Annotated in this window: 12 protein-coding genes; 2 read left to right on the forward strand and 10 right to left on the reverse strand. The window is 60.6% G+C overall.

Annotated elements, in window-relative coordinates:
* Positions 1-414: 414 nt before the first annotated feature.
* From BANT918_RS16545 to BANT918_RS16580, 8 genes are all read right to left on the reverse strand, one after another.
* A protein-coding gene (locus tag BANT918_RS16545) for an IS3 family transposase (RefSeq protein WP_101621190.1) occupies positions 415-1,604 on the reverse strand; the annotation gives its coding sequence in 2 pieces (ribosomal slippage) (positions 415-1,317 and positions 1,320-1,604; 1,188 coding nt in all).
* 169 nt (positions 1,605-1,773) lie between these two features.
* A complete protein-coding gene (locus tag BANT918_RS16550) occupies positions 1,774-2,685 on the reverse strand; it encodes a C40 family peptidase (protein WP_101621191.1) in 912 nt (303 codons plus the stop codon).
* Positions 2,686-3,550: 865 nt separating this feature from the next.
* The gene (locus BANT918_RS16555; protein ID WP_208618149.1) at positions 3,551-4,984 is read right to left on the reverse strand and encodes an NADH-quinone oxidoreductase subunit N; all 1,434 of its coding nucleotides are present in this window, start codon (positions 4,982-4,984) and stop codon (positions 3,551-3,553) included.
* Between the two features lie 3 nt (positions 4,985-4,987).
* A complete protein-coding gene (locus BANT918_RS16560; RefSeq protein ID WP_233429476.1) occupies positions 4,988-6,484 on the reverse strand; it encodes a complex I subunit 4 family protein in 1,497 nt (498 codons plus the stop codon).
* Positions 6,481-8,391 (reverse strand): NADH-quinone oxidoreductase subunit L, encoded by a 1,911-nt coding sequence (locus tag BANT918_RS16565; protein WP_101621192.1) that lies wholly within the window; start codon positions 8,389-8,391, stop codon positions 6,481-6,483. The genes BANT918_RS16560 and BANT918_RS16565 overlap by 4 nt, the downstream gene beginning before the upstream one ends.
* Entirely contained in the window at positions 8,388-8,690 is a 303-nt protein-coding gene (locus BANT918_RS16570; RefSeq protein ID WP_101621193.1) for an NADH-quinone oxidoreductase subunit NuoK, read from the reverse strand. The genes BANT918_RS16565 and BANT918_RS16570 overlap by 4 nt, the downstream gene beginning before the upstream one ends.
* A complete protein-coding gene (locus BANT918_RS16575) occupies positions 8,687-9,250 on the reverse strand; it encodes an NADH-quinone oxidoreductase subunit J (protein ID WP_101621194.1) in 564 nt (187 codons plus the stop codon). The genes BANT918_RS16570 and BANT918_RS16575 overlap by 4 nt, the downstream gene beginning before the upstream one ends.
* Before the next feature lie 3 nt (positions 9,251-9,253).
* Positions 9,254-10,192 (reverse strand): complex I subunit 1 family protein, encoded by a 939-nt coding sequence (locus BANT918_RS16580; protein WP_101621195.1) that lies wholly within the window; start codon positions 10,190-10,192, stop codon positions 9,254-9,256.
* A gap of 22 nt (positions 10,193-10,214) precedes the next feature.
* On the opposite strand from BANT918_RS16580, the gene BANT918_RS17580 reads away from it, so the two are divergent.
* A complete protein-coding gene (locus BANT918_RS17580; RefSeq protein WP_180957424.1) occupies positions 10,215-10,475 on the forward strand; it encodes a hypothetical protein in 261 nt (86 codons plus the stop codon).
* Between the two features lie 390 nt (positions 10,476-10,865).
* A complete protein-coding gene (locus tag BANT918_RS17490; RefSeq protein ID WP_167389513.1) occupies positions 10,866-11,357 on the forward strand; it encodes a hypothetical protein in 492 nt (163 codons plus the stop codon).
* A gap of 182 nt (positions 11,358-11,539) precedes the next feature.
* On the opposite strand, the gene BANT918_RS16595 is transcribed toward BANT918_RS17490, so the two are convergent.
* Together BANT918_RS16595 and BANT918_RS16600 are read right to left on the reverse strand one after the other, a co-directional pair.
* The gene (locus BANT918_RS16595; protein WP_233429477.1) at positions 11,540-11,881 is read right to left on the reverse strand and encodes an NADH-quinone oxidoreductase subunit A; all 342 of its coding nucleotides are present in this window, start codon (positions 11,879-11,881) and stop codon (positions 11,540-11,542) included.
* 87 nt (positions 11,882-11,968) lie between these two features.
* Entirely contained in the window at positions 11,969-12,346 is a 378-nt protein-coding gene (locus BANT918_RS16600; protein WP_101621201.1) for a metal-sensitive transcriptional regulator, read from the reverse strand.
* Positions 12,347-12,519 lie beyond the last annotated feature (173 nt).

Below are 12,519 nucleotides of genomic sequence, written 5' to 3' on the forward strand. Positions count from 1 at the left end.
GACCCATTTTGGCCTACTTCGGCCACAACGAGACTCGACATATTGATTGGCTTCCTGGTTCTCGCCCTACGTGGTCGGACTGATTTGCTCTGTCACCGTGGTCCCGCTCCAGCCTGACACGTAGGGGCAGCGCTTAACGTCTATCTTCGGAGTGTTTCAGACTGAACTCGACCCTGTAGATACCACGCCTTGGCCAGCCGTCTATTTCGACATGTCTGCTGAAGCTGTACTGCAAGAGAGCCAGTTCGTCTGCCCGAATCCCGAGGATGTAGATCTAGACCGCCATTTCCCGCTTGGGACGTTCTTTGATGTTACTGCGTATCGTAAAGCAACCTCCGGCCTCACTACTGAGCAGGCAGAGCTAATTGATGGAGTGCAGTGGGACTGATGCAAAGAAGGGTGACAGCGTGAGTGTCATGCTGCGAGAGCAGCTGGCTCTATGATGGCTTCGTACTCTACTGGTGTCAATCGACCCAACCGGGCTTGTCGGCGACGTCGGTGATATGTCCGCTCGATCCAGGACACGATCGCGATTCTCAACTGGTCGCGAGTGACCCACCGGCGACGGTCGAGAACGTTCTTCTGCAACAGGGCGAAGAACGATTCCATGCCCGCGTTATCGCCCGCTGCGACGACTCGTCCCATCGACCCGATGATGCCGTGACGGGCCAAAGCCCGAGTGAATTTCTTCGATCTGAATTGGCTGCCACGGTCGCTGTGCGTCACGCATCCGCCCACGTCACCGCGCCTGGTCACAGCCATCTCGAGGGCATCGACAGCCAACCGGGCCTTCATCCTCGAGCTGATCGAATAGCCGACGATGCGTGACGAGTAGGCGTCCTTGACCGCGCAGAGGTAGCGCTTACCCTCATTCGTATGGTGCTCCGAAATGTCGGTCAACCACAGCTGGTTCGAGCCATCAGCTCGAAACTCGTGCCGGGTCTTCCCGTCGGCATCGACAACCGCACACAGATCGTCGTGAACGGGTGGGCCCGGTCTCTTCCCGTTCTTGGCCCGGCCCTTACCGAAGGCGGAAAACCAGTCATTGGCCGAACACAACCGCCACGCAGTGCGTGCCGCCATGGGTTGGCCGGCCGCTTCGGCTTCGTCGGCGAGGTATCGATACCCGAACTCGGGATCATCACGGTGGGCATCGAAGAGCGCATTGGCCCGATATGCCTCAACGAGATCGGTATCAGGGACAGGCGCGGCCAGCCACCGGTAGTAGGGCTGGCGGGAGAGCTTCAAGACCCGGCACGACACCGCCACGGGGATCCCGTCGACGGCGAGCTCTCTCACGAGCGGGTAGAGCCTTTTGACGGCAGATTCGCCTGTGACAGATAGGCGGCCGCGCGGCGCAGGACCTCGTTCTCCTGCTCAAGCAGACGATTGCGCCGACGCATCTCTCGTAGTTCGGCGGACTCGTCGCTGGTGTTGCCGGGTTTGTTGCCTGCATCGATTTCTGCTTGGCGGAGCCATTTGTTGATGGTGCCTTCGTGGACTCCGAAGTCCTTGGCGATCTGTCCGATCGTCGTCTTGGAATCCCTGGTCTGGACGACGCGGATGACGTCGTCGCGAAATTCTTTCGGGTAGGGCTGTGGCATGGTGTCTATCCTTCCAGGCTTGCCTATGAACAAGCCAGATTAGATGTCACCTAACCCTGCATCAGTCCCTTTGGGTGTGTACTGGTAGAGCCACATTTGAGCCTATAAAGACCTCCGCCCAACTCGAGGACCGTCGAGCTGGGCGAGGGGCTTTGGCACTTGGAAGAGATCAGAGAACGCGGATGAACGTGACGCTCCCCATCCAACTGTAGCTGCGCTTCGAAGTCCCTGATCCTGGTGAACCAGCATCATACATCTGTCCACCGCCAGCATAGATTCCAATATGACCGGGGGCCCAAATTAGGTCACCAGGCTTCGCCTCCGAAGCAGAGACGACCTTGCCGGAAGCTTTCTGTGCACTCGAGTTGCGCGGCAGGTTGACGCCAACCTTGCCGTAGACCCATGAGGTGTAACCGGAGCAGTCCCAGCCACCCTGAGTGGTGCCGCCGTAAACGTATGGAGTGCCAGTCCCCTTCGCCGCCCAAGCGATGACCTGCTCGGCCTTCGAACCGTCGATCGAGCCTGCGCCGGAACCGGAGTCCTTCTTCTCAGCCCTGTCCGACTTGCCTGTATCCGACTTACCTCTGTCGTCAGAACCCGAGGACCCGGTGTTTGTCGAACCTGAGGACTCCGTGTTTGTCGAAGCCGAGGACTTGCTCGAGTCGCTCGAATCATCTTTGGCGGTCTCGACAACCTCCGGCTTCGGCTTCGGCTTGGGCTTGGGCTTGGGCTTGGGGGCAGCCTTGGCGGTGACGGTCTGGACGTCGGCACTGAAGGAGGAGTCCTGCTTCTTGCCATTCTCGGCGGAAGAGTCTTTGTCGCCTACAGCGACGGTCGCCGACTGGTTGTCGAATTCAACCTGAGGCTGAGCCTCCGACTCGGCGGAGACTGCGACGTTGTCATCGGCTCCCTGACCTACTGCCGGAAGAACGGCCGCAGCGAGCAGACCACCGCTGGCAGCAACAACGGCTGCACGACGTCCGAAGACGGCGGAGTTGGCATTCAGGATTTCGGTCAGCTCGGTCAATGGGGTCTTGACCTTGGATTCTGCGGCCCGGCGGCCATGCTGCTTAATTGCCACGTTTCCCTCTCGTCACCTATCGGAAAAATCCCAACCGCCACATTCGGTCCTTGGAGATTTCACATCGAGCGTGGCGTCCGGCTCTCAGTGCGAAGTCGTCACTTTCGTGATCGGCCTTCACAACTGTAACTAATCGGTAACAGATTGTCACGTATTTGTTACACCCCAGGAGTGAGTTTTGATGACAGTGAAGATCCTTGCAGGTCAAAAGGTTATACGTAGATGAAATATTCGTAACATTTGATTGACTCGCGCCGTAGGCAAGGTGCGAACTGCCGCCGCCTGGCGGCAATTGGCAACACCATGTAACAAATCTGTAAACATTGAGGTCACAGACTATCGCGGACCCTCTCCAGGCAGTTGGGCAACCCCAGTGAATACCACCGGGTCAGGACCGGCAAGGGCAATCACTATTCGGCACCGACGATCATCGACATCCGGCGCATGTCCACCACCCGAGAGCCCGGGCCCGCTGACTGAAAAAACCTACGGGCTACAGAATGCTGGACTTTCCGATAAAACGGTCCTATCAACGACCAATCGGGAAGATGTGAAACACCTAGCTGGATCAACCATAAAAGTTGGTGACGATTGGCGTGCCACCATGATCTTAAGAAGACGCCTGGGTGAGATGGAGTTCGTCAACGAACCCAACTACTTGGAGTTCGCCATGTACCGTCCTCACCCCGTCATCTGAGAGGAACCGTGAGTAGTTGACACACTGAAGTCAGTGCATCCGCGGTTGGACGGGTTGTCCAATTTCACGGTTCTGGGCAACGCGGGTGAAGATCTAGCACATGACTTCGCTAGAGCGATCGGATGCCAAAGGATACGTGCCCGATCCCATTGAGCGTCATTTCCATCATCAGAACAGCAGTTCGCCCGCCAAACCCTGCCAGAGGAATCCAGCTGATATCCCGAGCCCCAGGCTGGCTATAGACGCTATCGCGGCGGTAGCCCATGGCCACCTAGCTGACCCTCGCAACGAGGGGAAACCTGGAGAGCCCGAGGTTGGGCGCGCGAAAACAGGTCCGAACCAGCGTAGATAGTAGAAAAGACTGAGCAAACTGTTGATCATCACCAAAAGTGCCAGCCAGCCATGTCCTCCATCCCAGGCGGCGGTGGCAGTGGTGAACTTGCCGACGAACACCGCCAACGGCGGGATACCCACTAGACCGAGCAGCGAGACCAACAACGCCGCGGCCAGCCCGGGACGGGTTCTGGCCAAACCTCTGTATGACGTCAGATCCCGACAGTCAGGAAGTGCCGCGGTCACTGCGAATGCGCCGATGTTGGCGAGAGCATACGCGCCAAGGTAGAACAGCATCGAGGGCAGAGCAAGATCGCTGCGTCCGGCGGCCGCGACGGGCACGAGAAGGAACCCGACCTGGGCCACAGTCGACCAGCCAAGGAGTCGACGTGGATCCCGTTGCCAGTAGGCGGCAAGATTGCCCAGAAACATTGAGGCCGTGGCTAGGATCGCTACGACGATGAGCCACGAGTCATTGCCCACTGACATCGTGCCCACGAACCGGTAGATGGCAACTATTGCACCAATCTTGGGCACCGTGGTGAGAAAGGTCGCTGCGGTCACGCCAGTCCCCTGGGCGGCATCGGGCACCCAGAAATGGAAGGGTACCCCACCGGCTTTGAAGAGCAATCCGGCGAGCACACACAGCACACCGACACCCACTGCGCCGAAGTGTGCCCCGGGTAGGGCCTCAGCGAGGCGAGCATAGTCAGTGCCACCGGTCAGGGCATAGAGCACCGTGACACCGAGCATCAGGATGATCCCAGACAACGCTCCGAGGAAATAGGTCTTCATAGCGGCTTCGGCTCCGGCAGCCCCTCCGGTCAGACCCACAATCGCGTAGAGGGGGATGCTGGCCAGCAGGAATCCGACGATCAGCACCAGAAGATCGGTGGCCCCCGCCAGCACCATCACCCCGGTGGTGGCGAAGAGCAACAATGCGTAGGTATCGGACTCTCTCCGGGAGCCAGCGAGCTCTCCGGAAGCTATGCCCAAGATCAACAAGGTACTTAGAACCGCTATCACACGGGCGGCACCAGTGGCAGTATCCACAGCGAAAGTGCCTGAAAAAGCAGTCTGTGGGGGCCCGGCCATAGCGAGGGCAGCTACGATCGCGGTAACCAACAGGACTAAGGCGGCTGCGGCGCGGCTGATCCATTGTCTGTGACGCGGCAAGAACGATCCGCCCAGCAGGACGGCGAGTCCGCCGACGAAGACGATGATCTCAGGGAGGAGCAGTGCGGGTTGCATCTGCGTCGAGGCGTTCACCGGCTACCTCCCGACCAGGTTGACGAGGGTGGCCGAGGCCGGCTCGATGACTGCCAGCAGTGTCTGAGGCACCACTCCGATGAGCAGTGACAGCGCCAGTAACCCACCGATCGGCCAAAGTTCTCGGCCATGCAGGTCGGCAAATCCTGCCGACTGGCCCTGTGTGGGGCCGGTGAACACTTGTTGCAGTGCCCGGAGGAACAACGCTGCGGTGAGGAGAATCCCGAGCAACGCGATAGCGGTGATCGGCGCGACTGCGATACTGCCAGCGAAGATTTGGAACTCGGCGATGAATCCGGACAGTCCGGGCAGGCCAAGAGAGGCGAACGAAGCGATCGCGAACATTGCGGCGTAGCGAGGTGCGGGGGCTGCAAGACCACCATAGGAGCCCATGTCGTAGGTGCGGGAGCGGGATTGCAACACTCCTGCCAGGAGGAAGAGTGCGGTGGTGATCAGGCCGTGGCTGACCATCTGGACGACCGCGCCGGTGACTGCCACAGAACGAGCTTGGGCGGTGTCATCGATGACGAGACCGACTGCCCCCAGGGCGAGGATGATGTAGCCCATGTGGTTGACCGACGTGTAGGCGATCATGCGTTTGAGGTTGGTTTGGGCTAGTGCCACGAACGCCCCGTACAGGACCGAGACGATACCGATGATGATGATCACCCAGGCCCAGGACCGCCACGCCTCGGGCAGGATCGGCATAGCAATGCGCACAAACCCATATGTGCCCATCTTGAGGAGCACACCGGCCAGCACAGCCGAACCGGTGGTGGGAGCATCGGTGTGGGCTGGGGGTAACCATGTGTGGAAGGGGACGGTGGGTGTCTTCACCGCCAGACCCACAAGAATCGCCGCCAGCACCAGTCCACCGGCCACTGGATTGTTCTCCAGCGGGTGGGCGGCTACAAGCTCGAGAATGTCAAAGGTGTGTGGGTCCGAGAACACGTAGAGGCCGATGAATCCCAGTAGCAGGGCCAGAGAGCCCAGGAACGTGTAGAGGAAGAACTTCAGCGCCGATCGAGCGGCGTTGCCGTGGCCCCACCCTGCGATGACGAAGTACATACCCACGATCGACAGATCGAAGAACACGAAGAACACAATGAGGTCGGCGGAGACGAACACCCCGAGGCTGACGCCTTCAAGGAACAGGAACAGTGCGGTGTGGGCCCTGGGCCGGTCGGAGTTCTTCAGAGCGTAGATGGCAGAGGCGAGGAAGACAACCGCCGTCATAGCCAGCAGTGGCAACGACAACCCGTCGACACCGACGTGGTAGCTGCTGCTGACCCCCGGGATCCACGGCACCTGCTCCTCGTATGCCAACCTGTTGGGCCCCGGGTCCACGTAGCCGGCCCAGAGACCAGTGATGAGTATCAGTTCGGCGGCACTGACGGCCACCCATACCCAGCCTGCTGCTGTGGGCCTGATAGCGGGCACCGCGGCAACGACGGCGGCGACGATCAAGGGCAGGAAAACGATCACACTGAGCATGTTCATCCCATCATGGTGGACAGAAACCAGATCACGGCGCCGATGACTAGCACCGCGATGGTTTGGAGGAAGTAGTGTTGGATGGCCCCGGTCTGTGGGGCCCGGGCCAGCTGTCCCAGGCGGCCAATCCGACCGGCGATGGCAGTAATACCGCGGTCGACCCCGTAGTCGTCAGCCCTGGCGGCAGCCCGCGCCAGCAGGCGAACTGTCCCAGCCAGAGCAGTAACACCGCGGTCGACCCCGTAGTCGTCAGCCCTGGCGGCAGCCAGCGCCAGCAGGCGAACTGTCCCAGCCAGTGCCGTGACGGATCGATCCACGACCCGGTCATCGAAACGCGCCAGGGCGCGTGCCAGGACCAATGAAGGGCCAACGATGACGGCGTGGGCAGTCGCCTCCAGTCCCAACCAGTCCCGAGCCCACCGTGGCTCCGGTGCACGCAACCAGATCGTCAGCACCAACACGACCGCCGCGACCACCGCTGAGACAGTTAGTTCGACAATCGAACCCTCAGCGCCGCCACCCATGGCGTCGGTGAGCACAGCGATCAGCGGCGGAAGGGCGAGCACACCGAGCGTAGCCGCGCCGACGGCGAGCACAACCAGCGGGGCTTGCTCCAAGGCTGTGATGTTGCCGGTTCCATGGGCTCTGGCTTCCGTGGCTGGACCGCGACGCCACATCGTCCAGAGGAACTTACCTGCATAGGCTGCCGACAGGGCACCCGCTATCAGTCCTCCAGCGTAGAGCCAAGGAGAGGTTGCGAGAGCGGCGGTGAGCACGGAGTCTTTCGTCGCCCACAGCGACAATGGAGCAGCCCCGGCCAGGGCCAATGCCCCGATAGTTGCTGCCACACCGACGATCCGCCACCGGCGGGCTGCTCCCCGTAGCTTCTCAAGTTCTTCAGTTCCCAATGCGGACAACCACGCGCCGGCTACCAGGAACAACAGCGCCTTGACCGATGCGTGTGCAACCAGATGAGCGGCTCCACCGCTGACGGCGCCGACCCCGGCGGCAAGCACCACGAACCCCAGTTGAGCGACGGTGGAGGCGGCCAACAGTTGTTTGAAATCCCGTTGCGCCAACGCCACGATCCCCATGACCACTGCAGTGCCCACTCCGACCCAGGCCGCTACCGGCCCGGCCCACCCAGTCGAGGCCAGCAGCGGTTGGATACGTAGCAACAGGTATCCACCCATGGCGACCATCGCTGCCGAGTGCAGCAGTGCACTCACGGGGCTTGGGCCCTTCATCGCCCCTGACAGCCAGAACGAGAACGGTAGCTGTGCGGCCTTGCCCAAGGCCGCGACCAGGATCCCAGCGGCGATGACGTGGAGCCATGGGGCATCAGCCGACGACAGGTCAGACAGGCCCATGCCAGCACCTCCGGCTAAGGCAGCACCGGCAGCGACGTAGAGACCCAGATCTGCAGTACGAGTCGTGATAAAGGCGGTCAGACCCGCGGAAACGCGATCAGAGTCTCGCCACCAGAACCCGATCAAGGCATAAGAGGTCGCCCCCATCAGCTCCCAGGCGAACAACAGCGCCGGGAGGCTAGATGCCGTCGCGGTGAGCAGAGCGGACGCGGAAAAGAGCAACATCAGACCGGAGAAGCGAGACCGAGATTCGCGGATGTTTCCTGCGGAGAACACCAGGACCAGGAACGTCACTGTGGCAATCATCGGCACGATCAATGCTGCAAGAGCGTCGACATGCATTCCGAAGCTGGCGTCGGCGAGGAACGAGTAGGATGCTGCAGGTCGGGTTGCAGCCGTGAAGAACGCCAACGCCGTCGCCAGTCCAGCAGTGATAATGCCGATGGGGACAGCACTGCGCTCGGCTCGGGTCATTGCGAGCACTGCACCCACGACTGCTGGAAGTACGACCATGGCCACGAGCGCGGTTTGGGCCCCGGTCACTGTGACAACTCCTGCGACATGTCGGTCATATCCGTCTGCCGACGGCGGTGTAAGAGTGTGGCCACGGCGAAGCCCATTGCCATTTCCACTGTCATCGCTGCCAGTATCACCAGCAGCAATACCTGTCCCGATGGCTCAGGTGCCAAGAACCACCAGAATCCACCAGCGGCCAGCAGGACCCCGTTGATCATCAGTTCCAGGCCCATCATCACCATCACCACGACCTGCTGAGACAGGGCACCGTAGAGTCCCACTGCGAACAATGCTGCGGCCACCACCAACACGGCTTCGAGAGTCATTGCTCCACACCTCCAGATTGCCCGTCGGGGCCTCGCCCCTGGCGCAGATCATCGCCTAACCGGTCATAGCGGGACCAGCGAGCAGCCAGGACCACTCCGGCGACCATGGTGGCGACCATGACAGCACCCACGACTGCCATGACCAACATCTTGTCGTCCATAATCTCCACACCGAGTGCGTGCGTGAGATCATCAGGCGGCTCACTGCGACGCTGTGGCCACGGGACAAGAAGGGCACCACCTGCCAGCAGCACGAATACGCCGACGGATGACCCTATCGCTGTCTTCTTCCCGTGGGTCATGTCCATCGGCATGAGTGCAGGGTTCATTCCCATGAACATCACCATGTACACAGCCATCACCGCCATCTCCATGACCATCATCAAAATCGTGATCAACCCGAGGTAATTCTGCTGCAGCAGAAGAATCTGCCCACCCACCGCGACGAACGACACCGCCAGCGCATATGTGGCCCGGGCCATGGAATTGACCACGAACACGGCGAGACCAGTCGCCACGGCGATGACAGCCAGGCCCCAGAATGCGATACCGATCAGCATGCTTCAGCCTTTCCCGACAACAACGACAGACACGACAAGATCCTGGACAACGATGGCCGGCAGCAGGATCGTCCACCCGAACGTCATGAAGCGATCGGGACGCATGAGGGGAACCTTGCGGCGCAGCCACACAAGCACGGCTAAGACTGCTGTGGCCTTGACCAGCACCCAGACCCAATCTGGCAGCCAGGGCCCAGCTCCGCCGCCCAGGAATAGCGGCACCGAGAACGCAGCGCCGGCGGCCAAGAACATGTAGCGCCCAGCGTGGAAGACCAAACGGTCGACGGCAGACAACTCGATGCCGGCCCCACCGGCAATGTCGGTGGCCACGGCTGCCGCAAACGGTCCCCACACGGAGAACCCCATCACACCGATCAGGTAGATCAGGAATGCCACCGGCATCCACACCACAAACCACAAGCTGTCCACTTGGGCTGTGGCAACCGCCCCGACACGGAGGCTGCCCGCAGCGATCGCCGGAGCTACCAGAGCAAACATCAACGGCAACTCATAGGCCAGCCCATGAGCCAGGAACCGATACCCTCCGATCAGACTGTGCGTAGAGTTCGCTCCCCACCCCGTCAGCCACACTAGAGCCCAGACTAAGATGTCGATGGCGTTAAACCACACGAGTCCGACTTCGAGATCGGCCAGTGTCCACCGGCCCAAGGGGATGACCGCAACCACCAAGAACGCGCCAATGAACATTCCGACCCCACCAGCTCGCCACAGCAAGGTATCTGCGGCCACAGTGGTTCGTCGGCGTTGGCGCAACAGCCGGGCGAAGCGAGCCGGTACCGTGAACCACCCACCGCCAGCACCGTGTGCGCGAGTCGATAGTCGCGCATCGAGAGCGACGGCGAAGATCGCGAGGCTGCAAAGGAGGGCCCCTGCCACCACTGCCCACAGGGCAGAAACGGTGACCACCGCACTATCGGTCATACTCCACCGCCTGAGAAGCGCAGTGCAGATTCAAACTGGCCACGGCAAGCCGGAGGGTCGCCAGTTCCAGCCCGGTGACCAGATGAGGCAGGCTCCGCCACGAAACTCTGTCGTCGTCCTCCGATGTTGGACCCGCACCGCCGACCTCGTCCCGGACCCGAGTGAGGGTGAGGAGCATTCGATCGTATGCGTCTCCTTCGCAACTGGCTGGCAGGCCGTGCCGTTCCAGATCCGACGGGTCAAGGACGAGAACTCCTCGCAGGGACCAGCGCAGCAGCCATGATCTTCGCACCGCGCGCACCATTCGTTCGAGAACATCACGGGCAGCCGTTTGATCCCCCCGCAACAGACAATCCCTGGCCAGGCGGGCACGAGCAGCTAAGTCATCGGCCCCGGCCAGAGCCAGCAACGCCAAAACGTCGTCACAATACATTGCAGGCCTCAGGCCAGGGCTAGACGCAAGCGACTTGGGCTCGTGCTCGCGACCATCAACGATGGACACTTCAGCGTCGAACACGACATCACCCTGCAGGCTGCAGTTGAGGACCAGTCCAGCTGACCAGTAGGGAAGTACAGGGCCCAGCGGTAGGTGCAAGACATCCATTTCAAGACCGTCCCGATCCTGTCCGCCATGGGCTAACGAAATCCCACCTGGAGCCATGTCCATCCCGGCGTGACTACCGTGGTCCATACCACCGTGACCGCTATGGTCATGGCTGCCGTGATCCATACTGTCGTGATCACCGTGATCCGGTCCGCCGTGGCTCCCGTGGTCCATGTCGCCGTGATCACCGTGATCACCGTGATCACCGTGACTACCTTGATCCGTACCACCGTGACCGCTACGGTCATGGTCGCCGTGGTTCATATCTTCGTGGCCACTATGGTCCATCTCATTATGGCTGCCATGATCCATGCTGTCGTGGTCACCGTGATCCGGTTCGCCGTGATTCCCTTGTTCCATGTCGTCGTGGCCACCATGACCCATGCTGTCGTGTGGAATTTGAGGTTCTTGTGCCCGCTCCCGCGCATCACGTCTGTGAATGGCAGTGTCGACATAGATCGTCGCGGCATCGTCAAGAGCCGAACTGACACTGTTGGAAGAAGTCATGTCGGCACGCACTCGGGGCCCAGGCATCTGCTCCCAGAGCCGGTCGACTATTGATGTCAGCTCCGGCCCGGGTACGCCGCATACTGCGAGAACATCAGCCTCTGCTGGTGCCCATGCGTGCCGCCAGCCTCGCTGTATCATCTGCTGTTCCAGTTCCACTCGCGTCAACCATCGGCCCGGAACCTCGACGATGAGGACTCGGACAGCCCGAACTGCCAGGTCCGCGATGATCTCGGTCATACCCATCGGAACGCGCCTTCCCGCCAGGCCCATGCAACGGCTACCAGGAGCGCTCCTAGAAAGAGGAACATCTCGATCACGGCAGAAATCCCCTTCTCAGCAACGACTACCGCCCACGGGTACATGAACAACATCTCGACATCAAATGCGAGGAAGATGATCGAAGCCAAGTACCAACGCACATGAAATCGAGATAGCGCGTGTTCTTGCGGAAACCATCCTGACTGAGCAGGAAGCACTGTCAACGGTTGAGCCAGTACGCTGACAGCCCGGTGCAACCCATAAACGAGGACTACGACGAATATCGCAACCAGACCCATACCTACGATCCCCGACACGGGCAGTTCTCCTTCCACATTGTTGGGGCACACAATTTTGACGCGGACCACCCGAATGAGGTGAGTTCTCTAGCGTGTCGGAGGTCCTCAGCTGCGCATGAGCCGTCCGATGGCTTCGGAGACTTCGTCAAGTTTCTCCTCGGCCTCAGTTCCACCGCTTTTAGCGGCCACGGCGACGCAGCTGCGCAGGTGGTCATCGAGGAGCCCGCGGGCGACATTGCGCAGTGCTGATTGGATGGCCGAAACCTGGGTAAGGATGTCAATGCAATAGTGCTCCTCATCGACCATGCGCTGGATACCCCGGACTTGCCCTTCGATCCGCGAGAGGCGTCTTTCGTACTGCTTCTTGTCCTGAATGTAACCGTGCTGGTGGCCAGCAGAATGGCACCCGGTGTCCTGGTCGGCAGTTGGTGTGTCAGGTCGATCGCCGTCGGCAACAGCAGGAACATCATTCGGTGTTGTCATGAGTTGCTCCTCGGGTTTCATCAAGTGTCAGTCCAGATTACGCAGTGTGTCAAGCTCCGGGTTTCATAGAGGGTGTTTTTCTTGGTTTCTTAGGCAGCCACGGGTTCGTCGCTGCCGCGTTCAATCCACTCGCGATGAACCTCGAACGGCGGCCGGTATCCAATCGCCGAATG

The sequence above is a fragment of the Brevibacterium antiquum CNRZ 918 genome (assembly GCF_900169145.1).
Classification (GTDB): Bacteria; Actinomycetota; Actinomycetes; order Actinomycetales; family Brevibacteriaceae; genus Brevibacterium; species Brevibacterium koreense.

What these genes read in the sequence shown, in the direction of transcription:
- BANT918_RS16575 (WP_101621194.1), bottom strand. Translation starts at nt 9,250, where the DNA reads ATGCTGATCGGTATCGCATTCTGGGGCCTGGCTGTCATCGCCGTGGCG.
- BANT918_RS16580 (WP_101621195.1), bottom strand. Translation starts at nt 10,192, where the DNA reads ATGACCGATAGTGCGGTGGTCACCGTTTCTGCCCTGTGGGCAGTGGTG.
- BANT918_RS16570 (WP_101621193.1), bottom strand. Translation starts at nt 8,690, where the DNA reads ATGACTCTCGAAGCCGTGTTGGTGGTGGCCGCAGCATTGTTCGCAGTG.
- BANT918_RS16600 (WP_101621201.1), bottom strand. Translation starts at nt 12,346, where the DNA reads ATGACAACACCGAATGATGTTCCTGCTGTTGCCGACGGCGATCGACCT.
- BANT918_RS16560 (WP_233429476.1), bottom strand. Translation starts at nt 6,484, where the DNA reads ATGAACATGCTCAGTGTGATCGTTTTCCTGCCCTTGATCGTCGCCGCC.